Annotated in this window: 24 protein-coding genes; 10 read left to right on the top strand and 14 right to left on the bottom strand. The window is 69.4% G+C overall.

Translation table 11 applies throughout. From position 1 onward, the window contains the following. Positions 1-40: 40 nt before the first annotated feature. The 3 genes from MB828_RS25685 to MB828_RS25675 all read right to left on the bottom strand — a co-directional run bounded on the left by MB828_RS25685 (position 41) and on the right by MB828_RS25675 (position 2365). A complete protein-coding gene (locus tag MB828_RS25685) occupies positions 41-865 on the bottom strand; it encodes an anti-sigma factor family protein (RefSeq protein ID WP_301650263.1) in 825 nt (274 codons plus the stop codon). Next, positions 865-1386, bottom strand: a complete 522-nt coding sequence (locus MB828_RS25680) for a sigma-70 family RNA polymerase sigma factor (protein WP_010039908.1) — start codon at positions 1384-1386, stop codon at positions 865-867. Before MB828_RS25680 ends, MB828_RS25685 begins: the two co-directional genes overlap by 1 nt. 382 nt (positions 1387-1768) lie before the next feature. After that, entirely contained in the window at positions 1769-2365 is a 597-nt protein-coding gene (locus MB828_RS25675) for a CGNR zinc finger domain-containing protein (RefSeq protein ID WP_301650262.1), read from the bottom strand. A gap of 279 nt (positions 2366-2644) precedes the next feature. On the opposite strand from MB828_RS25675, the gene MB828_RS25670 reads away from it, so the two are divergent. Further along, positions 2645-3184 carry a peptidoglycan-binding domain-containing protein gene (locus MB828_RS25670; RefSeq protein WP_301650261.1) on the top strand — a complete coding sequence of 180 codons (540 nt, stop codon included), beginning with the start codon at positions 2645-2647 and terminating at the stop codon, positions 3182-3184. Here the strand turns inward: MB828_RS25670 and MB828_RS25665 are convergent. The 6 genes from MB828_RS25665 to MB828_RS25640 all read right to left on the bottom strand — a co-directional run bounded on the left by MB828_RS25665 (position 3135) and on the right by MB828_RS25640 (position 8440). After that, complete coding sequence (locus tag MB828_RS25665) at positions 3135-3641, bottom strand: helix-turn-helix domain-containing protein (protein ID WP_301650260.1); 507 nt, start codon at positions 3639-3641, stop codon at positions 3135-3137. The genes MB828_RS25670 and MB828_RS25665 overlap by 50 nt on opposite strands. A 220-nt stretch (positions 3642-3861) precedes the next feature. After that, positions 3862-4161 carry a hypothetical protein gene (locus MB828_RS25660; protein WP_301650259.1) on the bottom strand — a complete coding sequence of 100 codons (300 nt, stop codon included), beginning with the start codon at positions 4159-4161 and terminating at the stop codon, positions 3862-3864. Between the two features lie 10 nt (positions 4162-4171). Next, entirely contained in the window at positions 4172-5335 is a 1164-nt protein-coding gene (locus tag MB828_RS25655) for a uroporphyrinogen-III synthase (protein WP_133021607.1), read from the bottom strand. An 88-nt stretch (positions 5336-5423) separates the two neighbouring features. Further along, on the bottom strand, positions 5424-6791 hold the full coding sequence (locus MB828_RS25650; RefSeq protein ID WP_301650258.1) for a nitrate/nitrite transporter: 1368 nt from the start codon (positions 6789-6791) through the stop codon (positions 5424-5426). Between the two features lie 166 nt (positions 6792-6957). Continuing rightward, positions 6958-7872 (bottom strand): hypothetical protein, encoded by a 915-nt coding sequence (locus tag MB828_RS25645; protein ID WP_301650257.1) that lies wholly within the window; start codon positions 7870-7872, stop codon positions 6958-6960. Between the two features lie 118 nt (positions 7873-7990). Then, positions 7991-8440 (bottom strand): ATP-binding protein, encoded by a 450-nt coding sequence (locus tag MB828_RS25640; protein ID WP_301650256.1) that lies wholly within the window; start codon positions 8438-8440, stop codon positions 7991-7993. A 225-nt stretch (positions 8441-8665) separates the two neighbouring features. On the opposite strand from MB828_RS25640, the gene MB828_RS25635 reads away from it, so the two are divergent. From MB828_RS25635 to MB828_RS25625, 3 genes are all read left to right on the top strand, one after another. Further along, positions 8666-9520, top strand: a complete 855-nt coding sequence (locus tag MB828_RS25635; RefSeq protein ID WP_301650255.1) for a helix-turn-helix domain-containing protein — start codon at positions 8666-8668, stop codon at positions 9518-9520. After that, positions 9435-9716: a DUF397 domain-containing protein gene (locus MB828_RS25630; RefSeq protein ID WP_343236194.1), complete on the top strand. Its 282-nt coding sequence runs from the start codon at positions 9435-9437 to the stop codon at positions 9714-9716. Before MB828_RS25635 ends, MB828_RS25630 begins: the two co-directional genes overlap by 86 nt. 109 nt (positions 9717-9825) lie before the next feature. Then, positions 9826-10134 carry a hypothetical protein gene (locus MB828_RS25625; RefSeq protein WP_301650253.1) on the top strand — a complete coding sequence of 103 codons (309 nt, stop codon included), beginning with the start codon at positions 9826-9828 and terminating at the stop codon, positions 10132-10134. Here MB828_RS25625 and MB828_RS25620 read toward each other — a convergent pair. The 4 genes from MB828_RS25620 to MB828_RS25605 all read right to left on the bottom strand — a co-directional run bounded on the left by MB828_RS25620 (position 10119) and on the right by MB828_RS25605 (position 13218). Continuing rightward, a complete protein-coding gene (locus MB828_RS25620) occupies positions 10119-10778 on the bottom strand; it encodes a hypothetical protein (protein WP_301650252.1) in 660 nt (219 codons plus the stop codon). The genes MB828_RS25625 and MB828_RS25620 overlap by 16 nt on opposite strands. A gap of 63 nt (positions 10779-10841) precedes the next feature. Beyond that, positions 10842-11297 (bottom strand): hypothetical protein, encoded by a 456-nt coding sequence (locus tag MB828_RS25615; protein WP_301650251.1) that lies wholly within the window; start codon positions 11295-11297, stop codon positions 10842-10844. Between the two features lie 239 nt (positions 11298-11536). Further along, the gene (locus MB828_RS25610) at positions 11537-12571 is read right to left on the bottom strand and encodes a hypothetical protein (protein ID WP_301650250.1); all 1035 of its coding nucleotides are present in this window, start codon (positions 12569-12571) and stop codon (positions 11537-11539) included. Beyond that, entirely contained in the window at positions 12559-13218 is a 660-nt protein-coding gene (locus tag MB828_RS25605; RefSeq protein WP_301650249.1) for a hypothetical protein, read from the bottom strand. The genes MB828_RS25610 and MB828_RS25605 overlap by 13 nt, the downstream gene beginning before the upstream one ends. A 305-nt stretch (positions 13219-13523) precedes the next feature. Here MB828_RS25605 and MB828_RS25600 point away from each other — a divergent pair, with 305 nt between their 5' ends. From MB828_RS25600 to MB828_RS25580, 5 genes are all read left to right on the top strand, one after another. Beyond that, entirely contained in the window at positions 13524-18149 is a 4626-nt protein-coding gene (locus MB828_RS25600) for an RHS repeat-associated core domain-containing protein (RefSeq protein WP_301650248.1), read from the top strand. Next, a complete protein-coding gene (locus MB828_RS25595; RefSeq protein WP_301650247.1) occupies positions 18146-18478 on the top strand; it encodes a hypothetical protein in 333 nt (110 codons plus the stop codon). The genes MB828_RS25600 and MB828_RS25595 overlap by 4 nt, the downstream gene beginning before the upstream one ends. Before the next feature lie 652 nt (positions 18479-19130). Then, positions 19131-20288, top strand: a complete 1158-nt coding sequence (locus MB828_RS25590) for a hypothetical protein (RefSeq protein WP_301650246.1) — start codon at positions 19131-19133, stop codon at positions 20286-20288. Further along, positions 20281-20814 (top strand): barstar family protein, encoded by a 534-nt coding sequence (locus MB828_RS25585; protein WP_301650245.1) that lies wholly within the window; start codon positions 20281-20283, stop codon positions 20812-20814. Before MB828_RS25590 ends, MB828_RS25585 begins: the two co-directional genes overlap by 8 nt. A 24-nt stretch (positions 20815-20838) precedes the next feature. Beyond that, positions 20839-21255 (top strand): hypothetical protein, encoded by a 417-nt coding sequence (locus tag MB828_RS25580; protein ID WP_301650244.1) that lies wholly within the window; start codon positions 20839-20841, stop codon positions 21253-21255. A gap of 753 nt (positions 21256-22008) precedes the next feature. Here MB828_RS25580 and MB828_RS25575 read toward each other — a convergent pair. Then, positions 22009-22989 carry a LysR family transcriptional regulator gene (locus MB828_RS25575; protein WP_301650243.1) on the bottom strand — a complete coding sequence of 327 codons (981 nt, stop codon included), beginning with the start codon at positions 22987-22989 and terminating at the stop codon, positions 22009-22011. 84 nt (positions 22990-23073) lie between these two features. Here MB828_RS25575 and MB828_RS25570 point away from each other — a divergent pair, with 84 nt between their 5' ends. Next, positions 23074-24438, top strand: a complete 1365-nt coding sequence (locus tag MB828_RS25570; RefSeq protein WP_301650242.1) for an MFS transporter — start codon at positions 23074-23076, stop codon at positions 24436-24438. Positions 24439-24480: the final 42 nt, after the last annotated feature.

The following is a 24480-nucleotide window of genomic DNA, read 5'->3' as shown; positions in this document are numbered from 1 at the left end:
TGGGCAGCCGTCAACCGTACGCGAAGGGGGCCCGCCGGTGCTACGCGCTGACCGAGACGAGCTTCTTCCCGTCGAAGGTCATGACCTCGAAGTGGTCGATCTGGTTGGGGGTGAAGGCGGCGCCGCCGTGTACGTAGAGGGGCTCCTTGGCCTTCTCCGACTTGGCGTCCGTGATGCCGTATCCCCAGGTCGGGACGGACCAGGAGGTCACCGTCTCGCGCTCGCCGTTCTTGCCGACGGCGATGAGCGAGCACTTCTTCGGACCGCTGACGTTCTTGAGCTGGAGGACCGCGTGGGTGCCCCAGTCCTTCTTCTCCAGGGCGACGGTCGCGGTGACATGGGTCGTCGGGTCCGTGGCCGTCTTCTTGTCGGACATGGTCTGGAAGGCCGCCTGGGCGGGCCCCGCGGCCATGTCGGTGCCGCCGCTGCCGTCCGAGCCGCCGCCCAGCGCCACGCCGGCCGCCGAGCCGCCGGCGATCAGGACGACCGAGGCCGCCAGTGCGAAGATGTTGCGCCGGCTGCGGACCTTCCGCTTCTCGGCCACCTCGACGACCAGCTTCTCGGCCAGCCGCGGACTGGGCTTCGCGGACAGCGACTCGCCGATGGACGGCGTGCTTCCGGAGCCCGGCAGATCGGCCAGGGCCGCCAGCATGGGCTCCATTCCGGCCAGCTCGTCGAGCTGCTGGGCGCACCATTCGCACCCGGCCAGATGGGCCTCGAAAGCGGTTGCCTCGGCGTCGTCGAGAATCCCCAGCGCGTATGCGCCGACGGTCTCGTGCTCATTGGGCACCGGAGATTCCTGCATGGCACCAGACATACCCGCACCACCTGTGCCGAACCCGCCGTGCCCCCCGTACACACTCATCACGCCGTCACCCCCCGCTCCTCCAGAGCCAGCTTCATCGACCTGAGGGCGTAGAACACCCGAGAGCGGACGGTGCCGCTGGGTATGCCCAGCGTTTCGGCCGCCTCGTTGACGGTACGCCCCTTGAAGTACGTCTCGACGAGCACCTCCCGGTGGGCCGGGGTCAGGTCGTCGAGCGCGTCTGACAGCGTCATCAGCCACAGCGCCTTGTCGATCTCGTCCTCCGCGGGGATGACCTCCAGCGGCGACGGATCGACCTCCTGCGGCCGGGCCTGCCGGCTGCGGTGACCGTCGATGACGATGCGGCGAGCGACCGTCACCAGCCAGGGGCGTACCGATCCGGTCGCTCGATTGAGCTGGCCGGCGTTCTTCCAGGCACGGATGAGTGTCTCTTGCACGACGTCCTCGGCGCGTTGCCGATCACCGGCGACCAGCCGAAGGACATACGCAAGGAGTGGTCCGGCGTGCTCCCTGTACAGGGCACGCATCAGCTCCTCATCTGGTTCCGAGGGCTGGGACATGCGATGTCGGGCCCTCGATCCACGTTCATTGGCCACGGCCGCATCCTTGCGCACGCCCACCTCCGGTGTCCGGGGGTTCCCCCAGTCGGTCGCTCCCCCACCGGTACGGAAGTGACTCGCGGGGTGTTCAACAAGACCCCACATTTTTCTGCGCGCCGCCATGACGAGCGGGACATGACAGCACATTCCCCCCTCGTGATCTTTACATTTCCGACACATCGTCGAGAGCGGCCGGGTTGCCCGTACGCGGCGGTCACCAAACGGAGTGTTGTCGAAATCACGTCGGGGAAGCTTCGATGAAGGTCCGACAGACGCCGTGAATGGGACAGGAGTTGGGTCGGGCAACGGGACGGAGATGGGGCGGCGGCCCCGCTTCGGCGGATCAGGCGCGTGCGAGTGCGGCCCTGCGGCGGTGCCGGGCCACCCGCTCGCGGTTGCCGCAGACCTCGCTGGAGCACCAGCGGCGCCTGCGGCCGCGGGAGGTGTCCAGGTACACGAGGGGGCAGTTGTCCCCCTCGCACTCCCGGACCGACGCCCGGGCGACGGGGTCGGTGAGCAGTTCCACGGTGTCCCGGGCGACGGCGGCGAGCAGCGCCGCGCACCCCGGCGGGTCCGCCAACTCCCGCACCAGCGTGCCGTCCTCGCCGGGCACGGCACGCGGGGCCGGCGGCGCGGCGGCACCGGCCAGCTCGTTGACGCGGGCGAGCGCGAGGTCGTACGGCCGGGTCCGCGCCGCGTTCCGGCCGCGCACCAACTGCTCGACGTGCCCGCGCAGTTCACGAAATCCCAGCAGCCACCCGGTGTCGGCGTGCGGCAGCGGCGTGCCCGGCGGGACGAGCCCGGACCCGGTGATCCAGGCCCGCAGCGGCCCGAGCGCGTCGAGCCGTTCGCCGGGGTGCGTGGTCGCCAGCAGGTCCAGGCAGATCCGCCCGGCGTCGAAGCGCAGCTCGTAGGGGGCCGCGGCCGTACCCAGTGCCATGTGCCTGTCACCGCCTAGGACAGCGAACCGTGTCCCTTCACAGTGCCCGGCACGACGGGCGGCCGGAACCCCTCGTACCGGTGTTCCACGAGGTTCCCATACGACCCGCACCCGGTGGGGACGCCCGTGGGTACGGCGTGGGCCGTCCCCGTCCGGTCCCGATGTGCCGGCGGCCCTCGCCGCCACCGCCCAGGACCCGGACTCTGTGTCCTGCGAACGCACGGCGAGCCGCCCCAGGGGGGACCCGCGAGGGACGGCGGTTCAGAGAGGACACGTTTCATGAGCATGCGCACCCGGGTCGTCGCGACGGCGACCGCCGTACTGCTGGGGGCCGCGGGCCTGGCCCTGGCACCGGCCGCGAACGCCGCCGCCCCGCCCTACCACGGCATCGACGGCGGCGGCGGTGTCACCGACGACTGGCAGGACGAGGAGAACCTCGGCGTCGACGACTACCCGACCAGCAACGCGACGGCCCTGTGGGAGACGGTCCTGTGGGCGGACGGCGCCCAGTACCAGGACGACGACGGCGACTCCCACCGCTTCGAGAAGAGCAGGATCGACGGCTCGTTCGGTCCCGAGACCGAGTCGGCCACGCAGTGGTGGCAGGAGCACTTCGGTCTGTCGGACAACGACGGGGTCGTCACCGAGCAGAGCTGGACCTTCGCCCAGCAGCGGCTCACCGGCCCGACCTCGGCCGGCACCGTCACGTACCACGGCACCGCGCACAACGCGACGCTCAAGCGCGTCAGCAACAAGTACCGGGTACGGATCAAGGGCACGGGTCCCTGGAAGGTCGCGTACTACGACCGGGTGGGCTGAGCTCACCACCGGGGCGGGCGGCGACGGCACCGCCCGCTCTGCGGGGCAGGGCCCACAGCAGCCCGGCGGCCAGCACCGCGGCGAGGGCGGACGCGGCGACGGCGGCCGTACGCCACCGCCGCTGTCCCACGGGGGACTCGACCGGACCGGCGGACTCGGGCACCGCTTCGGCCGTCGGCTCCGGCGGGCCCTGGGGCCAGGTCTGTTCGGCCAGTTCCCACAGGGCGAGCATGCGGGTCTGGTCCCCGCCGGCCAGTCGGCTGAGCATCTGCGCGGCGCCCCTCGGCGGCAGTCTGTCCCCGCTCAGATAGCGCTGCCAGGACGACTTGCTGTACGCCGTGCGCCGGGCCAGGTCGGCGAGGCTGAGTCCGGTACGGCCCTTCAGGACCCGCAGGTGCTCGACCAGTTGCCGCGCCTCGCGCGGCAGTGTGGCCGGCAGCGGCTGCCAGCGTGTCATTCCGTCCCCCCGTGGTGCGTGGTCCGGCGCCAGCCTGCCGCCCGGCCGCCGGGATCCGGCAGAGCGCACGCCCGCGGACCCGGGGCACGTGCGGTCGCGCACGCGCGTCCGCACGGGACGGCCCAGCGCACCAGGGAAGGAACGGACCCGAGTGGCGGGCCGCGAGCCCGCCCCCTACGGCCCGCTGCCGCGGGCGGCTCCCCACAACGTCGTACGCCGGTCAGCCGGTCCGCTCATCCCCCGTGGCGAAGAACCGCCGTACGTACTCCCCCGCGGGCAGCCCGCTCTCCCGCATGAGGGAGAACACCTCGGCCCCCTCGCCGGGCGCCCCGGCCATCCTGAACGCCTCGGCGAACCGCACGTACTCGACGTCGTCCAGCGCGGCGCAGTACACCCGTGCCTCGTCCTCCGCGCGCCCGATCGCCTCGTCCGCCGAGGACCCGGTCCACAGCGTCACCCGCTCCTCGTACACCCCGAGGGAGACATGCCGGAAGACGCAGCGCACCCCGTACCAGTCCACGGGCGCGGTCTCACACGTCGGCGTACTTGGTGTCCGCCGCCGGGTCCAGTGCGAGGCGGTAGCCGCGCTTGACCACCGTCTGGATCAGCTTCGGCGCGCCCAGGGCCGTACGGAGGCGGGCCATCGCCGTCTCCACCGCGTGTTCGTCACGGCCCGCGCCGGGCAGCGCGCGGAGCAGTTCGGCACGGGCCACCACCCACCCCGGCCGCCGCGAGAGCGCCCGCAGCAGGGACATGCCAGCCGGCGGGACCGGCTTCAGCGCGCCGTCCACGAGGACCGCGTGCCCGCGGATCTCGACCCGGTGCCCGGCGACCGGCAACGCCCGTGCCCGCGACGGAAGTTCCTGGCACAGGAGCTGTACGAGGGGCCCGAGCCGGAACCGTTCCGGCTGGACCGTGTCGACACCGAGGGCCTGCAACGGCAGCGCGGTGACCGGGCCCACGCAGGCGGGTACGACGTCGTGGTTCAGGGCGGCGAGCAGGTCGCCGCGCAGCCCCCGCTCCTCGGCGCGGGACAGCAGCGAGGCCGCGGCGGGCGCGCTGGTGAAGGTGACGGCGTCCACCGAGCGCGAGACCACGGCGTCCATGAGCCGGTCCACCGGCCCGATGTCCTCCGGCGGCATCCACCGGTACACCGGCACCAGCACCACCTCCGCACCCGCGGCCCGCAGCGACTCCACGAACCCCGGCAGCGGCTCACCGTGCAGCTGTACGGCGATCCGGCGGCCGTCGACGCCCTCCTCCAGGAGCCGGTCGAGCACCTCGGCCATGGACTCGGAGGACGGTGACCACTCCTCGGTGAGCCCGGCAGCCCGGACGGCCCCCTTCACCTTGGGGCCCCGGGCGAGCAACTCGACGTTGTGCAGCCTTCGCAGCAACTGCTCGCCGAAACCCCAGCCGTCCGCGGCCTCGATCCAGCCCCGGAACCCGATGGCGGTCGTCGCCACGACGACGTCCGGCGCCTGGTCGATGATCTCCTTCGTGGCGGCGAGGAGCTCACCGTCGTCGGCGAGCGGCACGATGCGCAGGGCAGGCGCGTGCAGCACGGCGGCGCCGCGCCGCTGGAGCAGTGCCCCGAGCTCATCGGCGCGGCGCGCGGCCGTGACCCCCACGGTGAACCCCGCGAGGGGACCGTGCTGACCGCCGTCGTCCGGGCGCTGCTGTTCCTCGTACATGGCTGCTCTCCTAGCTGACCCGCATGCGAACCGAGCCTGTCAACGGCGCGTGACAGGCTCGGTTCCGCTTCATGTCACCAGTGTTACGTCACACCTCGGCATAGCTGAGCTGCGCCTTTGCTTCGGAGGCGGCTGTGGGGCGCCCCTCGGCGGCCGGCCGGCGAAGGTATACGGCCCAGGTGACGGCGAAGCAGAGGCCGTAGAAGGCCAGGAAGGCGACGAAGGCACCGGTGCCGCTGCCGTAGGAGAGGTACGACTGCCGGAAGGCGAGGTTGATGCCGACGCCGCCGAGCGCGCCGACCGCCCCGATGAGCCCCATGGAGGCCCCGGACAGCCGCCGCCCGTAGGCCACGGCCGCCTCGCCGGTGAGCCCCTTGGCGAGGGCCTTGGCCTGGAAGATGCCGGGGATCATCTTGTACGTCGACCCGTTGCCGAGCCCGCTCAGCACGAACAGCACGACGAAGACGGTGACGAAGAGCGGCAGCGACCCGTCGATGCTGGCGACGATGAGGAGGCCGGTGGCGGCGGCCATGCCGACGTAGTTCCACAGGGTGATCCGCGCGCCGCCGTACCGGTCGGCGAGCCAGCCGCCGACCGGCCGGATGAGGGAGCCGAGCAGCGGGCCGATGAAGGTCAGGTAGGCCGCCTGGAGCGGGGTACGGCCGAACTGGACCTGGAGCACCTGTCCGAAGGCGAAGGCGTAGCCGATGAACGACCCGAACGTCCCGACGTAGAGGAAGGACATGATCCAGGTGTGGGCGTCCCTGGCGGCGTCGAGCGCGGCGCCGGTGTCGTTCTTCACGGTGGCGAGGTTGTCCATGAAGAGCGCGGCGAGGGCGGCGGCGACGAGGATCAGCGGGATGTAGATCCCGAGCAGCACCCGGGGCCCGCCGCTCGCCCCGATGATGGCGAGGGCGACCAGCTGGATGACCGGTACGCCGATGTTGCCGCCGCCGGCGTTCAGTCCCAGCGCCCACCCCTTCTTCTTCAGCGGGAAGAAGGCGTTGATGTTGGTCATGCTGGACGCGAAGTTGCCGCCGCCGATGCCGGCCAGCAGCCCGACGAGCAGGAAGGTGTCGAAGGACGTCCCCGGCTTCATCACCGCGAACGCGGCGACGGTCGGGATCAGCAGCAGGCCGGCGCTGATGATCGTCCAGTTCCGGCCGCCGAAGAGGGCGACGGCGAAGGTGTACGGCACCCGGACGACCGCGCCGACCAGGGTGACCATCGACGTCAGCAGGAACTTGTCCGCCGGGGTGAGCCCGTACTCCGGCCCCATGAACAGCACCAGCACGGACCACATGGTCCAGATCGAGAACCCGATGTGCTCGGAGAGGACGGAGAAGGCCAGGTTCCGCCGGGCGATCTTCTCGCCGGTCGCGTTCCAGAACGTCTCGTCCTCCGGATCCCACTCCTGGATCCAGCGACTACGGGAAGTAGGGGCTGGGGCTGTCATGACGCCTCCACGGTGCTCCGCGTGCTCGGTCTGCCGACTTTGGATGAGTGACTGAGCCCGAAGGTAGGGAGGCGGCGTTTCCGCACTGTGGCTGTGGGTGACCGGAAGGGAACGTTGCTCTCACCCCGGGAGGAGGCCGGGTGAGAGGTCCACGCCGGGCGCCGGCTCAGCGGGCGGGGTACGGGGGGTACGGGGGCTGTGGGGGCTGCTGGTGGGACTGCTGGCTGGGCTGCTGGTGGTAGGGGCCGGGGGCGTACGGGCCGGCGGCGTACGGGCCGGGGGGCTGCTGCGGCGGGGCGTAGGGGCCCGCGGGCTGCTGTCCGTAACCGGTGGGGGCGGGGGCGGCGGGGGGCTGGCCGCCGTAGGGGCCGTAGCCGGGCTGGCCGCCCTGGCCGCTGTACGGACCGTAGGGGCCGGGCTGCTGCGGGGCCTGGTGCTTGGGGTGCTGCATGGGCCCCTGTTGCATGACCCCCTGTTGCATGGGCATGGGTGTGCCCGGCGGCAGATACCGCACCCGTCCGCCCTCGCCCGTCACCGGCATGAACCCGGCGGCCTGTAGCCGTTGCGCGAACTTGCCGTTACGCCCGCGCGTGACGAAGAACCCGAGCCCTATGAACGCCATGGCGATGCCCCACACCACCCCGGAGATGACGACGGGGCCCGTACCCCCGCCGTTGCGCACAGCGGCAAAGATCAGCCCGAGGGTGATGGCACCGGCCGAGATCAGCATCCGCTTCTCGGCGTTCTTCCCGGTGAGGTCGAACTGGATGCGGGCCTTGAGGAGTTCGACGGCGTCGGGGACGAGGGGCGGCAGCGAGACACCGTCGGCGGCGTTCGGGAACTGCGCCCAGTTCTGCGCGGCGCGCGCCCGGCCCTGCGGGCTGTGGTCCGGCACGATGAGGAGTTTCAGCACGCTGTTGCGGGAGCCCGCGTGACGGGCGTCGGCGTACTCGTACCCGAACTGCTGGGCGACGAAGGCGAGCCGGGCCAGCTTCTTCACGGAGGACCAGGCGTTGGTGAGCTCGACGGGCTCGCCACTGGCCATCAACTGGAACATCTTCCGCACCTGCCGCGCGCTCATCGCATCCGCTCCCCGTCGGCCGAGCCACTCTTTTCACTTCTGCAACCCAGGAAGTGTTCCATGCGCCATGCACCGAGAGAACGGTCACCGGGTGGATTGACCGGAGCTTGACCAGTCGTCAGCACCCGCGGACCTCGAACCACAGCAGCTTCCCGGCACCGCGGTCGAGCGGACCGTCGTCTCCGACGGACAGGCCGCCCCACGAGTCCGCGTACTCCTGCACGAGCCGCAGGCCGCGCCCCTGCTCGGCTTCCGCCGGGACGTACCGCACGCGGTCCCGGGGAGGCTCCCCGAAGGGGGCGGGGATACGCGGGTGACTGTCCCAGACCCCGACCCGCAGCCGCCCGTCCGCGAGAGCGGTGAGCCGGAGGGAGGCGGGGCCGCGTGTGTGCCGGTAGGCGTTGGTGACCAGTTCCGAGGCCAACAACTCGACGGCGTCGAGAGCCTCGTTCCTGCCGTGACCGCTGAGCACCGCCCGTACGGTCATACGTGCGACGCGTGCCGCACGGGGATCACGAGGCAGGCGAAGGGCGTACGTCCAGGTGTCGGGCAGGAATACGGTGTCCACGAGGACCTCCGACGAGAGACGGGACTTCGGATTCGCTCAACGACCGCGCCGGGCGGTGGCCTGCCGTGGTGGTGCGCTTCCGGCTTATGGGCGCGGGGAGTTGTGCGGTACAGGCATTACAGTAGGCCGCAACCGGGAGATACATCTCCAAAATCAGGGAGATATGCCCGCGATTACCTCCTGTGGGTTACAAGAGAGCCGCACACCGGCTGGGAAGGACATGCCGTGCCGCCCACCAACAACCCCACTCTGCGTCAACGGCGTCTCGGTACCGAGCTGCGCAAACTCCGTGAGCGATCCGGCCTCACCGTCACCCAGGCTGCCGCGCTCCTGGGCGTCAACCAGGGGCGTGTCAGCATGATCGAGACAGGCCGCAGCTCCCTCAGCCCTGACCGGGTCCGGTCGCTGGCATCGGCGTACGACTGCTCGGACGGGGCCGTGGTCGACGCCTTGGCCGCGATGACCGGACGCCGGGCGGGCGGCTGGTGGGAGGAGTACCGCGAACACCTCCCGGCCGCGTTGGTCGATCTGGCCGAACTCGAACACCACGCGACCGGGTTGCGGGTGGCCCTCGCGATGCACGTACCCGCGTTGCTACAGACCGCCGACCATGCCCGTGCCCTCTTCCGGGCCGTGGTGCCCTCCATGCGACAGTACGAGATCGAGCATCGCCTCACGCACCGTATGAAACGGCAGGGCATTCTCCACCGTGAGAGACCGCTGCCGTATACGGCGATCATTCATGAGTCGGCTCTTCGCCTCCGCTTCGGCGGCCCCGACGTCAGACGAGGCCAGCTCAAGCACCTCCTCGACATGGGCGAGCTGCCTAACGTGACCGTCCGGGTGATCCCCTTCGACGCGGAGTACTACCCGAGCACGGGTCAGTCCTTCGACTACGTCGAGGGCCCGGTCCCGCAACTCGACACAGTGCAGCTCGACACCCACCACGGCGGGTGCGGATTTCTCGACGCAGACGCGCAGTTGAGCAAGTACCGTGCCGTGCTGGACCACATGGAGACTTGCGCGCTCGGCCCCGCCGAGTCGCACGACTTCGTCCAGAGCCTCATCCAGGACATCTGAGAGAGAGACCGTGCACATACTCCACTGGCGGAAGTCGAGCTACAGCGGCGACAGCTCGAACTGCGTCGAGGTGGCCACCACCCCCGCAGCCGTCCACATCCGCGACTCGAAAAACCCAGTGGGCCCCCGCCTCACTATCAGCGGTTCCGCCTGGACTCACTTCACCTCCAGCCAGGTAGAGCCCCGGCCCCAGTGACCGCATGGGAACAGACATCCACGGCTGGGATCGAGTGCCGCACCCGGCGGGAGGGCCTGAACCACGACGAGACGGGCTGGTCCCCGGCCATCAGCCTGTCGGTGCTGGGATGCCGAGGGATTACGACGGCTTCGCCTGCATCTTCGGCGTACGTGACTTCGACGCCACGTGGCGCCAGGTGGCGGTGAACCGAGGCCTACCGCCGGACACGTCCCCCGAGGTCCGGGAGGTACACGCCGCCTGGGGACCCTCTGCCTTCGCCGAAACCTGGCCGACCTGGCCGGAGGCGAGGGCGATCGACTGGACGGAACCGGCGATCCCCCGCACCACCCACATCACCCGCTACCACCGCACCCCGGACGGCACCCTCCGCCTGATCCACCACCACACCGACTGCCCTCGCTACGGCTGGCACTGAGCAGCCCCTCGGGCGGAAATGATCTGCGACGTCTGCCAGACATCGTCGGAATTCTTGTCGAGCCTGGTGTTGTACGTGACGTAACTGTCTTTGGTGACGGGCGTCTTGTTGATTTTGTCGGTCTTCTTGTCCTTGCTGAAGCCCTTGCTCTCATCACCGCAGTACGTGAGGACGGCCGCTGTCTTGCTCTCGAGCGTCACCTTGCGGTCGTAATACCGGACAGCACCGGTGATCGTGACATCGGCCTTCTTGAACTGGGCAACCCAGGACAGCGATGCCTCAAGGGCCTTGCCCGTGGTGTAGTAGCTGATTCCCTCCCCCTTGGGATCCGTCCCGGCAATGGCGGCGTCAACCGCCCGCGTCATCTCCGCGCTGTCGGCGAGCACCGCGTCCTTGTCCGCATTTCCAGTACGGCCGCCTTCGAAGGTCAACGTCACGTCCGACGGCAACGTGATCTTCGGGCGACCGTCGGACGATGTCGAGGCAGACGCACTCGGCGAGGCCGAAGCGGACGCCCCGGTCGCCGTGGGCAGGGACGATGCCTTGTCCGCGGCCTTCGCTCCGCCGTCGCCGCATCCGGTGAGGAGGACTACGCCGGTCAGACCGGATACGGCTGTCGTGGACAGGCGGGAACGGGGGTTCACGAATACTCCTGGTAGAGCGGATGGGGTTGGTACACGAGGTACCGAGAACACGCGGCTCGTCGGCTAGCCGGCGCAGGCCTTGTCGCCGCGGTGCGAGGTCAGAGCGGAGGTCTGCCACACGCCTGAGTCGTTCTTTTCGACGCGCGTGTTGTACAACACGTACGGGCTCTGGTCCGAGGGCGTCCGGTCGACCTTGCCGGTCTTGCGGTTCTTGTTGAACCCCTTGCTCTCGTCGGAACAGTAGAGGACCGTCGCCGTGGTCTTTCCGGAGGCCAGGGTGACCTTCGGAGCGAAGTAGCGGGTGGTTCCCGTGAAGGAGAGGTCGGCGTGCAAATACGCCTGGATCCAGGCGACGGCGCCGCTCAACGCCTTGTCCCGGTAGTAGAACGACAGACCGGGCGCGCTTGTGTCGCCGCGCAGGATGGCGTCGTTCGTGGAGTCGATGCGTGCGGCGACATCTGCGAGTACAGCGTCCTTCGCAGCATCGCCCGTCTTCCAGCCCACGTACTCGTCCGTCACGTCCGACGGCAATGTGACGTGGGGGCGGTCCGCGGCGGCCGACGCGCTCGGCGATGCGGGTGCGCTGCTGCCCGCTCCCCCACCGGCCACGTCGTCGTCAACCGTTGTGGAGCCGCCGCTCCCGCCACAACCACCGACCAGCAGCGTGATCGCGGCTCCCGTGAGTGCGCATGCGAACAGACGGGGCCGACGGCTCACTCTGAAACTCCTGCTGGGGTGGTGTGGTCGGGTTGTTTCTCTCACCTGTTGACGGACTGGATCTCCTGCACGATGACATCCTGCGCCCGGCCGAAAGCGCCGTCGGGGAGGTCGGCGCCGTTGCCGTCGCTTCCCGTCCAGTGGATCTTCCAGGTGACCGTCGCCCTGAGCTGGTACGAGCCGTTGCCTGACGAGCGGAGGTATTTCACCCCACAGGGTGGGGTCTTGCCTGCGTCGCCCGCGGTGTATTCCTCGCCGACACTGCCGTTGTTGAACTCACAGACGCCGGAGGCGGGGTAGGTCACCGCGTCGGAGGTACCCGGGTCGATCTTGAGAGAGACGGGTTCGGCCGTGGTCGTCGCCGAGAGGCCGAGCACCGGGACGCTGGCGGTGACCGACACCGGCTTGAACGTCGCCTTGTCCAGCCAGGCCCAGGTGGCGAGGTTGACCTTGGTCGTACCCGCGGGCTTCAGACTCACCTCTGTGGTGGGAACCCGGATCTCGTTGTAGGCGAGCTCACCGAGGATCTTCGTGGAAATGGTGTTCGGGATGTTGGCCGGAGGCACGTCACCCGTGTCCACCCAGAAATAGGGTTCGTCGCACTTGTCCCAGCCGGGCGGGAAGGACTTGTTGACGTACGAGTCCCACCAGTAGCCCTTGCCGGCCTTGTCCTTGTTGAAGTCCTTGTAGGGATGACCGTTGACGTAGCGGTCACGCTGCTGGGCGTCCCACTCGTACCCCGTCGAGTCCGCGGCCCAGATCGGTTCCACATACGCCTGGAAGGCGGCGGGGCTGTACTTGGGGGCGTACCAGCAGGCCGGCGGCGACCAGGAGGTGGTCGCGGCGACCGGCCCCACAGAGGCACCGGATCCGTTCTTGGAACGGTCATAAACAATGGCACCGGCCGTCGAGGACAAGGTGCCGTCACCGGAGGAGTCTCCGTGCTCCTGCGTCCCGGTGGTCACGGTTCCGTCATCGCCGCGTCCACCCGCGTAGGCGGTCTGTGAGACGAAGACCGAAACCCACGCGAGCGAAAAGACCGCCGCACCTCTTGCCACATTCCTTACGGCTGGCACGCCTTGTCCCCCCGATTTGACACAATGTCAGTGGTTTGCCAAACACCCATGGCGTTCTTCGTGAGCTTTGAGTGATACAGCACGTAACTGTCCGCAGTCGTCGGCGTGTTCTTGACCTTGCCGGTCTTCCTGTTCTTCAAGAACGACTTGCTCTCGTCGGAACAGTAGGTGACGTATGCATCCTTGGCCCCGGACAGCGTCACCTTGCGGTCGAAGTACCGGGTCTTACCGGTCCACGTGTCGCCCTTGTCGATGTATCCCTGCACATAAGTGATCGCTGCGCCAAGGGCCTTGTCCGCATTGTAGAAGCCGAGGGCCTTCGTGCCCGTGCTCCCCTGGAAGATCGCGTCATCCATGGAATTCACGCTCAGGGCGCTGTCCGCGAGGACCGCGTCCTTCGTGGCATCGCCGGACTTCTGGTCTTCGAAAACGTTCGAGGCATAGGACGGGAACGTGATCTTCGGGCGCCCAGCCGCCTCAGTGGCCGAAGCGGTCGGTGAAGCCGACGTCGACGAACCCGTGTCCGCCCCCTTGATCTTGCCGTTCGAGTCGGACTTGCCTCCGTCGCCTCCGCCGCAGCCGGCGAGCAGAAGTGCTGCCGTCGCACCGGCGGCGGCAGTCGTGAGCAGGCGGGTGCGGCGGGTCACGGTGGGCTCCTGATGAGGCGGCTGATGTCGAAGAAAGCAGCCGATACGGTAGCCGGGTCGGGCGCGAAGACACCAGAGCGAATACCTGAATACCGTGCGCGCAAAGTGTGCACGAGTGGGACAAAGCAACGCCAACTTGACTCCACCGTGGGCGCATTGGTTGCCTTCCTGTGACATTGCGGCAGCTGTCCGTGGCCGCACGGTTGGCCCTTGCAAAGGGTCACTTCACCTCGTACGAGTGAGCCCTGTAGGTTCATGCACGCAGGGACTTCATATGAGGTGTACGCGACGGGGGTTGCGGGGACATGGCGGGGTACCGACCGGCGGACTGGCATCCACTCGATCTCGACAGGGACCCCACCCCGGGCGACCCGCAACGCGTCCGCACCCTCGCCGCACAGCTGCACTCCTTCGCCGACGACGTCTCCGACGCGCTGCGGCTGGTCAAGGGCATGGCCGGTGAGGACACCCTTCTGCAGTGGGCGGGCAAGTCGGCGGACGTCTTCAAGGAGCAGTTCAAGGACGTTCCGAAGAACCTGAAGAAGCTGAAGAAGTCCTACGAGATGTGCGGGGACGCGCTCGCGGACTACTGGCCGAAGCTGGAGCGCGCCCAGGCCCTGGCGGACAAGGCCCTGGCCAAGGCGAAGGAGGCCCAGTCGGACCTGTCCTCCGCCAAGTCCCGTCTGTCCTCGGCCGATTCCTGGGTCTCCCGGGCGACGAAGGAAGCCGACAAGTACAAGGACGATCCCACCGGCAGCAAGTCGGACGCCGACGAGCCCGACGAGGGCAAGGTGCGGGCCGCCACCCGGGACGTACAGAGCGCCAAATCCGCTCACAGCAAGGCCCAGTCGGACGTCACCTCCGCGCAGAGCGCCCTCGATGCCGCGAAGAAGATGGCCGTGGACGCGCGGAAGATGCGTGACGACGCGGCCGGGGAGGCGAAGCGGAAGATCGACGAGGCGTCCGACGCCGGGATCCCGAACCGGCACTGGTGGCAGGACGTCGGTCACTGGTTCGAGGACAACTGGGACACCATCGTCACCGTCTGCAAGGTGGTCGTCGCGGTCGTCGGGATCATCGCGATGATCATCGGCGGGCCCATCCTCGGCGCGATCGTCCTCATCGCGGCGCTCGTGGTGCTCGCGGACACGCTCTACAAATACTCAAAAGGCCAGGCGTCGCTGTGGGATGTGGCGTTCGCCGCGCTGGACTGCATACCCGGCGGCAAGGGCATCACCAGCCTCGGCAAGCTCGCCAAGGGCCTCAAGGAGATGAAGTTCCTCAAGGGCGGCCTGAAAGGCATGGCCCTGGCCGTGAAGGGGATGGGGCCAAGACTCAAGGGTCTGGGCCGGGAGATGAAGACTCTCTTCACCTGCGGCGACCCCATCGACATGGCCACCGGACAGATGGTCATGTCGATAGCGGATCTGTCCCTGCCCGGTGTCCTACCGGTCGTCGTGGAGCGCAGCCATCGCACGGGAGTACAGGCCGGCGGCTGGTTCGGAACGAGTTGGACCTCGACGCTTGATCAACGGCTGATCATCGACGACGACGGCATCCGTTTCGTCGCCTCCGACGGCACTGTCCTGTACTACGCGGTCCCGGAGCCGGGCGAGACGACGGGTCCGGTACTCGGCCCTCACTGGCCGCTCACGCAGATCGGTTCGCCCGACGCGGACTTCGCACTGTGGCAGCCGGAGACGGACACGACACTGCGGTTCCGCCGCATACCGGGCGGCCCGACGAACGAACTCCTCCTGGTCCGTGTGCACGACCGCCACGGCAATACGCTCACCCTGCACCACACCGAGGACGGCTCCCCCTCGGAACTGATCCATCACGGGGGATACCGCGTCGGCATCAGCACGGTGGGCGGCCGGGTGACCGCGCTGGCTCTCCTCAGCGCGCCCGGCGAGCCCACACTTGTGAGATACGGATACGACGCGGACGGGCGTCTCACGGACGTCATCGACTCCTCTTCCGTACCCCAGCGCTACAGCTACGACGAGCGGCTGCGCGTCACGGGCTGGCAGAGCAGAAAAGGCGACTGGTACCGCTACGCGTACGACGACGAAGACCGCTGTGTCCGCACGGGCGGTGACGAGGGCGTCCTCGCCTACCGCTACAGCTACGACACCGCCACGCGCACCACGGTCGCCACGGATTCCCTGGGCCACTCGATCACCTACGTGTTCGACGAGAACCACCGTCCTCTGTGCGAGACTGACGCGTTGGGGCACAGCACCCTGCGCGACTGGGACGATCTCGGCCGGCTCGTCGCACTGACCAATCCGCTCGGTCACACCACACGCCACGATTACGACGCTGCTGGAAACCTGACCCGGACCGTACGCCCGGACGGCGCCGTGGTGTCGTTGGAGTATGACGACTTCGGTCACGTCACCAAGGTGACGCAGCCCGACGGCAGCGTATGGAAGTCGGTCTACGACGAGCGGGGCAACCGGGTGGCGGTCATCGACCCCCTGGGTGCCACGACGGCCTTCACCTTCGATGAACGGGGCGGTCTCACCGGCATCGTCGACGCACTCGGCGAGCGCCAGCAGACGCTCGTCAACGATGCCACGGGCCTGGTCGTCGGCGGCACTGACGTCCTGGGAGCGACGGAGAGATTCGTTCGGGACGCCTTCGGCCGTATCACCGAACTCACCGACGGCTTCGGCGCGGTCACCCGAGTCGGCTGGACCCTGGAAGGGCGACTCGCGTGGCGCCACCTCCCGAACGGGATCGCCGAGCAGTGGACTTACGACGTCGAGGGCAATCCCTTGGAGTACCGCTCCTCGAACGGCAGGCACACCAGGTACGAGAACACTCACTTCGACCTCTGCACCTTGTGGGAGGACGAGGACGGGAGCGTCGAACGCCTTGCCTACGACAGCGAGCTGAGACTCCGCAGCGTGACCAACGGCGCTGGTATGACCTGGAACTACGAGTACGACGGGGTCGGCCGGCTGATCGCCGAGACGGACTTCAACGGCCGTACCCTCACCTACGGCTACGACGCGGCGGGGCGGCTCGTCCAACGGACCAACGGGGCGGGTGAGATCACGCGTCTGCGCCACGACGTCCTCGGAAACGTCGTCGCCATGGACGCCGACGGCGCCACCACCACGTACGAGTACGACTTGCGCGGCAGACTCGTAGGAGCCAGAAACGCCGAGGTCGACCTGTGCCGGGAGCTCGACGCGACGGGCCGTCTGCTCGCCGAGTCGTGGAACGGCCGAGAGGTCCGCTCCGAGTACGACGCCGCGGGCCGCCGGGTACTGCGCAGGACGCCGAGCGGCGCGGTCACCCGCTGGGCCTACCGGCTCGGGAGGCGAGAGGTCGTCCAGCGGATCGGGGAACACGATCTCACCTTCCGGTACGACGTAGCGGGGCGTGAGATCGAGCGGGTGATGGGAGAGGCCGCCCGCTTGACACAGGACTGGGACGGCGAGGGACTGCGTACCACCCAGCGAGTACTCACCGCAGCCGGTGACACCCGGCAGCGAGTCTTCCAGCACCGTGCCGACGGCGCACTCACCGAGATCCACGACTCCCGCCATGGCTCGCGGACCTTCGCCTTCGACCGCTCCGGAAGGGTGACAGCGGTGCAGAACGGCGTCGGCCGGGAGGAGACGTACCGATACGACGCGGTCGGCAACCTCACCGCTTTCGCCACGTCGGCAGCCGTCCGGGACGAGGAGACGGGGCCTGGCGATCGCAGCTACTCGGGCACCCTCATCGAGCGAGCCGGCCGAACCCGCTACCACCATGACGATCAGGGCCGAGTCGTCCGCAGAGTAACCGGCCTCCTCTCCGGCGGCAGGCGCGAGTGGCACTACGCGTGGAACGCCGAGGACCAGCTCACTGACGTACTGACACCGGACGGCCGTCGCTGGCACTACGTCTACGACCCCGTCGGCAGGCGAGTGGCGAAACAGATGCTCGCCGCCGACGGGACCGTCCTCGACGAGACGCGGTTCTACTGGGACGAGGACGATCTCGCTGAGCAGTGCGCCGGGGCCGTCAGTACGGTCTGGGACTGGGCCGGTGGCCCCGCGCCGGTGGGGCAGCGTGTGCGTGAGACCCGTCCGCTCGGCCCTGGGACGTCCCAGGAGGAGATCGACGAGCACTTCTATGCCATCGTCACGGATCTTCTGGGCACCCCGACGGAAATGGTGGACACCGAGGGCGGTGTCGTATGGACGCAGTCGTCCACGCTCTGGGGAGTTCCCGTCGCCTCGCCGACGGCCCCGCACGTCGACTGCCCTCTGCGCTTTCCCGGGCAGTACGTCGACGCGGAGACGGGGCTCCACTACAACCACCACCGCTACTACGAGCCCGGCACAGCCCGTTACCTCAGCCCTGACCCGCTGGGGCGGACGCCGGCCCCGAACCCTCACGCCTATGTGAAGAACCCGCTCCAGTGGAAGGACCCGCTGGGGCTCAAGGCCCCGTGCCTCGTCGATCTCTACCATGGGACGCTCGGCCAGCACGCGGACAGCATCATGGCGAACGGGATCGACATGACGGCCTCGGCCCGCAAGATGGACTTCGGGAAGGGTGGCTTCTACGTCACGAACGATGCCCGGCAGGCCTTGGACTGGGCGAAGAAACTGGCGAACGATAGGGGCGGGGTGCCGGCCGTCATCCACTTCAAGGTACCCAAGGCCCAGCTGGAGGGGTTGCGGAGCAAGATCTTCAGCGGGTCGGGGGACGACGTGGCCGAGTTCATCCGGCATAACCGCAACGGTGGCGCCATGCACAACTACGAGCTGGTCGAGGGGCCGATGCTGCGTAACCTCAAGGGATTCCTGAGGGAGGGCAAGCCCCCAGTCCTGAACGGGCACCAGATCGCGATCTTCGGTGACAGGGCCGCCGAGCTCTTCACCGGCTCCATTTTCCGACGAGTAGGACCTCCGACATCATGACAACAGAATTCTTGATGGATCTCGACGAGGGAATGGTCGAGTACTTCCGCGACATTGCGAACGAGATGATCGCGCGGTTCGGTATTTCTCGGGCGGAAGCGGTGGCCAGGATCAACGAGCGGTATCACGACGCGGAGATCTCCGCGTACCCCGATCTCATGTGCCACGAGTTCCCGGAGTACTGGTCGTACGGCCTCTACTACTACCCGAACGAGTCCGGACGCCTGCCGACCGGTGACGAGGACGACGACGAGGGCTTCGACGTATCCGCCCTCCGCGTCCGCCCCGCGCCTCCGACGGACTCGCCGTACTGGACGCTCGGGGCCTGACCGCCGTGCTCAAGACGTACACGAGAGGCAACTGATCGAGTGGTCTGCCGCCCGACGGTCCGGACGACCCGTAACCGACCCCTGACGTCCCGGACGGACCCGCAGGAGTGACGATGATGACCAACCTGGAGCGGGTGGACTCCCTCGTCACCGGCAGATACATCGGCGCCCAGCGGGCCGAGGAGACCGCGGCCGCTGTGGCTGCGGCACGGCAGCACGTTCCCGACTGGCTGCGGATCACGTCCGCCGAGGGGGCTGGCGGCGCTTCGAACGGCTTGCGGCGCTGGCGCTGCACCTCCACCCCGAAGGCTCGGACCGATCCTGGCGGCGGTGCTGGTCTCGCGGCCCGCGGGCGTGAACACGGAGGATCTGGTCGACCTGCTCGGAGAGTTGCGGACCCCGGAGGGGGTCGTAGCGGTCGCCGCCCTGGTGCGGGAACGGAAGTCGACCGACGGTCCTTACTTCACCTTCTACGTCAAGGCCCTCCAGATCCTGGGCGAGATCGGCACCCCCGAAGCCGTCGGATTCTTGCGCGGCATAGCCACCGGTGATCCCGCAGCCTGGCCCGCCCCCCCCTGTGCCGGCACGCCACGGAGGAACTGGGCATCGAGGACGGACTCAGCTTCAACGAGGACCGGATACTGGGCGGATCATGAGCGAACAGCGTCCGCCGGGTGGCGAGGGCGACACACCGGAAACCGACCTCGCCGAGATCGAGGAGATGTGCGCCGTGGCCACGCCCGGGCCCTGGTTCGTCAGAAACCTGGACGACAGCCACGCCATGAACCTGCGGGCCGTCAGCACGGTGGCGGACACCGGACGGGGAGAGCGGTGGCCCGACTTCGACCACAGGGAGCTGATCGCTGCGACCCTGTTGCAGGAGCCACGCCACGTGGACTGCGCCGAGGGAGAGGGACACGCGACGGAGACCAGCACCTTCGCGTACCACCTCCGCAGCCCGCTCGGCGGGCTCGTCGGCCGATCTGACGGCGGGGCACATGACCCGGGCGCAGAGGACGGCTTCTTCCTGCAGGTCGACCGGCAGGTGCGCCTGATCCCGCCCGCGGGAGCGCATTGGCGGGACGTCCACTGGCTGGCCCACGGCCTGGCCGTGCACGCGGCCGCCCTGCTGTCACTGCACCCGGAGGGCCTGACCGTCAGAGTCACGTCGTTCACGTTCCCGCTCGCCCACTACCGGCCGCAAGTCGCGGCCCTGGCCATGGACGGCTGGATCAGGCAGCAGTTCATCCTCCCGGACCGCGGACTGCGGGTGGCCTTCGATGCCGGGCGGGGCGAGTACATGTCCCAGTGGGGAGAGGACACCGCCCTTTCCCGGACGACGCTCCGGTTCGAGTTCTCCGTTGCCGAGAACGTGGCACCCCCGCCGTCGGGATTCGACCTGGGGCACATGGACGTCCGAGGCGACCGGGGAGCAGTGAGCTCGCGGGACCGCACCCCGGGCCAGGCGATGATGATCTATCTCTCGCTGTCTCTCCTCTTGGACCGACTGCGCAGTTTCCTGTCGGGCCGGGGCCGGACCTTCACCACGGCCGCAATCGACTCGTCCTTCTCGCTGACGTTCCGGCGCCGAAAGGACGGCTCGATCGAGACCCTCCACGACGGTATGGTCATCCACCGCTCGTCTGCCGCGGACCTCGCGAGCGCCGTGCACACGGCAGCCGAGCGCTTCGCGGGACCCCCGCTTCCCCTCCTGCCCGAGGACGACGCCGGGCGAGAGGACTTGGAGAAGTCCCTGGCTGAGTTCGGCGACTTCGTGACGCGGCTGCCTCGGGGGAACGCCGGTGAGTGACAGCGCCTCCGAGCCCTGGGTTCTCCTTGTCCCGGAAAAGTCCACCAAAATCCGACGACAACTGTCGGAGCTGACAGCGAAAGGCGGCCTGGTCCACCACCTCGACGCCCGCGATCTGATGACCGAACAGGGTGTCTTTCGCACCTTCGCGGAAACCCTCCGTTTCCCCGGCTACTTCGGCCGGAACTGGGACGCCCTGGTCGACTGCGTGGGCGATCTCTGCGGTGAGGTCACGGGAGGAGGAGCGGGGATCGTGTGCGTGGTGCACGACGCTGATCGCCTGCTGTGGACGGGGCACTTCCCGTTGCTCGTATCGGTTCTCTGTCAAGGCGCCGACCGCGCGAACTCGGCCGTGGACCTCGACGGCGATCCCCTCGACCGACCTGCCGTCGCCGAACACTTCGTCCTGGAATTCCGGGATTTCGACGGCGCGGAGATCGCAGCGCGCGTCGAGCAACCCGGCCTGACCGTCACCACCAGGGACGGTTTCGTGGGGGTCGCGCTCGATCCCGAAGAATGGCATTAGTGCCTGGGGGCGCCGTGAGCGACCGTGCCTCAGGTGGGGGCGGCCGACTCGCTGGGCGAGGCCGGCGGGGGCGACGCGGCGGGAGAAGAGGACGCGTCGGAGGTGGGCGGTGCCGTGGACGGCTCGGCGGCGACGGACGACGATTCCGGTTTCGGCGAGGTGACCGCCACCCCGGAGGACGAGGTCGGCCGCGCGGACGCCGACGTGCTCGGCCGTGCGGTCCCCTTTCCTGTACCGGACGCGTGGGAGGAGGCGTCGGCCGACGGGGTCGTACCGCCGCTCACGGCCGGGCCGGTCACCGAGGCGCCGTCGCCCGAGGACCGGGGCGAGCGCGCGGGCCGCGGCGAGTCGTCCACCCTGTCGGCGTTCTGCCCGGGCACCGGCAGCCAGGGCGCGTCGGAACCCCCGGACAGCAGGGCGGCGACGATGACGACCGCGTAGACCGTACAGGCGAGGCCGACGGCGGTCCCGACCCTGCGGAGCCGGCGGAGCCAGCGCCTGCGACGCTCCGACACGCGGACGAAGGCGGGGGCGGGGACGGGGGCGTCGGGAGTGGCTGAGCCTTCGGAGGCACCGAAGGCCCCGGGGCCCCTCGTCTCGGCGGGCCGTATCGGCCTGGTCGGCCCGGCCAGCCGTATGCGTGCGGGACCGGCGTCGTCGTGGACGCTCACCTCGTCGGGGTCGTGGCCAGGGGCCGGGACCCGGTGGCGCGGAAACACCGGGATCGACGGCTCGACCACGCTCCACGGGTTCCGTGACGACCCGGCGCGCAACGCCTTTGTCGCCCCGGCGGCTCCCGTGACTCCGGCCTCCCCACCACCGCCGACACCCGCAACGCGCCCCGACGCCCCACCACCGCCGGCGTCCGCAACGCCCCCCGACGCCCCACCACCGCCGGCACCCGCAACGCCCGCCGTCACCCCGTCTCCGCCCTCGGCGGCCGTCGTCACCCCGTCCTCGCCCGTCACCGGCACATCCCGGGCGTCCAGGGCCACCTGGGGCAGTTCGGGCTGGGTTTCTTCTCGCCAGTTCTTCACGCGCGTACATCCCCCCACGGGAGTATTCCGGGCGCACTGACGAACCCGAGCACACGTCAACGGAACGAGCCCCCACCCGTGCCGAGCGCGCCCTTGCAGCTCTATGCGCTCGGGCTCATGAAGCTAGCGCACGAGGGAGATCGGTGTTCCCGATGTGTCATTTGTGGGCGTCCATCACCTCTTGATCAGTGGCCGGAATCCATCCGTCCGACGGCCGCTGAAGCCAGCCCTCCGCCCGTCCGATCTCCGCCGCCGCCCGCCGCAGCGCGTCGACTCCCGGATGGACCAGCCCCTTTCGCCACACGAGTGACACGGGCGACAACGGCACCGGATCGACCAAGGGGCGCGCGACGCTCCCAGGTATGGCCGGAAAACCCACTACCGCGAGGATCGGATTCCGGGTCTTGGCCATGATCCGCTGGAACTCCTCCTCCCCCACGGCCAGCGGCAGGGGCGGCGCGACCGTGACTCCCCGCCCCTCGAAGAGGTGAAAGGCCAGGTCGGTCCATTCCAGGGTGCGTTCGTTGCCGGCGCCGGCGTACACGGTCTCGCCCGCGAGCGCGGCCAGCGGTACCGCCTCCAGGGCCGCCAGGCGGTGATCGGAGGGGAGAATTACGGCCATCGGTTCGAATCGAACGGGCATGTGTTCGAGCCCGGAGCGCAGCGCCGGGTCCAGTCCCGCGAACCGTCCGAAGGACACGTCGAGGCGTCCGGCGAGGAGTTCGGCCGCCGCTCCGGTGAGCCCGCTCTCGTAGCGGGCCATCAGCTCGCCGTCGGGGGCGAGTTCGCGGGCGCGGTACAGCACCCGGCGGCCGGTCTCCAGGCCGGGCGAGTTGAGGTCCACCAGCAGCGGCCGGGCCTGCCCGAACGCGGCGAGCAGCGCGTCCTGGGCGGCCAGCACCCGGCGGGCGTACGGGAGCAGCCGGGCGCCGTCGACGGTCAGGGCGACCTGCCGGGTGGTGCGGAGGAACAGCTCGGCGCCCAACTCCCGCTCCAGCCGCCGTACATCACGGCTGAGCGCCTGCTGGGCGACGTAGAGCCGGGCGGCGGCGCGGGTGAAGTGCAGCTCCTCGGCCACGGCGACGAAGACACGCAGCAGGCGGGGGTCGATGTGGGCGGGCGAGGCGGGCGCTGGCATCACGCGAACTTACAACACGGGTGCGTGAATCGGCACTGATCAGGTGTTGGACCCCACGAGCCGCCCGGCGCGACGGTGGTGTCCATGCCGAACCCGCCCCGGCCCAGCTCCGGAAAGCCCCTGCACACCGTCACCGCAGACTCCCTCGTCACCGTCGACTTCAGCTCCCGGTTCGACGGCCGCTCCCGCCCCCGTTCCCGCTTCCCCGGCCCCGACGGGCCCCGACGCACCCCCCGCGCCCCCCTTCGGTCCCGTCCGCCCGGCCCCTACCACCGCCTCTTCGCCCTCCCCGGCACCCGCGCCTTCACCGCCGGGAACCTGCTGGCCCGGCTCCCGATGGGCATGTTCAGCGTCAGCGCGGTCGTGATGATCGCCGGCTCGCGCGGCTCGTACGCCCTCGCCGGTGCCGTGACCGCGACCGGTCTCGTCGCCACCGGTCTCGCCGGGCCCTGGATCGCACGGCTCGTCGACCGGTACGGGCAGGCCCGGGTCGCCGTACCCGCGACCGTCACCGCCGTCCTCGGCAGCCTCGCCCTGCTGCTCTGCGTCCACTTCGGCGCCCCCGACTGGACCCTGTTCGCCGCCTACGCGGCCACCGCCACCACACCCAACCTGGGCGGTATGTCCCGCGCCCGCTGGGCCCATCTGCTGCGCGACGACCCGGGCGCCCTGCACACCGCGAACTCCTTCGAACAGGCCGCCGACGAACTGTGCTTCATGCTCGGTCCGGTCCTCGCCTCCTTCCTGACCGGCACGTTCTTCCCGGAGGCCGGCACCCTGGCCGGCGCGGTGCTGCTGCTCACCGGCGCGCTGCTGTTCGCCGCCCAGCGGGCCACCGAGCCGCCACCCAGGGCCGGGTCGGCCACCGCACGGGCACCGCTGCGTATCGGCACCCTCCTGGTCTGCTTCGTCGCGACCGGCGCGGTGTTCGGCTCGATGGAGGTCGTCACCATCGCCTACGCCGACGCCCAGGGCCACCGCTCGGCGGCCGGTGCCGTGCTCGCCCTCCAGGCCGCCGGCTCCTGCGCGGCGGGCCTGCTGTACGGGGCGCTCCGGCCGGCCGGGCCGGCCGAACGCAGGCTGCCCGTCTGCCTGTTGTCGATGGCGGCCCTGATGTGCCTGCCGCTGCTCGCCGCGTGCACGTTCGACAGCCTCTGGGCCCTCGCCCCCGCCCTGCTCGCTGCCGGGATGGCGACCGCCCCGACCATGGTGACCGCGATGACCCTGGTCCAGGACCGGGCCCCCGCGGACCGCCTCAACGAGGGGATGAGCCTGGTCGTCACCGCCCTGCTGACCGGCATCGCCTGCGGGTCCGCGCTCGGCGGCTGGGCGGCGGACCACGTCCCGCCGACGGCCGCCTTCGTCACCCCGGCCGCGGCGGCCGTTGCCGCCCTGGCCGTCAACGCGGTCAGTCGAATCGCTTCACGCAATTCTCACCCCACCCATTGACGCCCCCACGACCCGCACCTACCGTCCTTCGTCGAAGCGCTT

It is taken from the genome of Streptomyces arenae (assembly GCF_022343545.1).
Classification (GTDB): Bacteria; Actinomycetota; Actinomycetes; order Streptomycetales; family Streptomycetaceae; genus Streptomyces; species Streptomyces humi.
The sequence above is the reverse complement of the archived record's forward strand: the minus strand, read 5'-3'. Positions and strand labels throughout refer to the sequence as shown.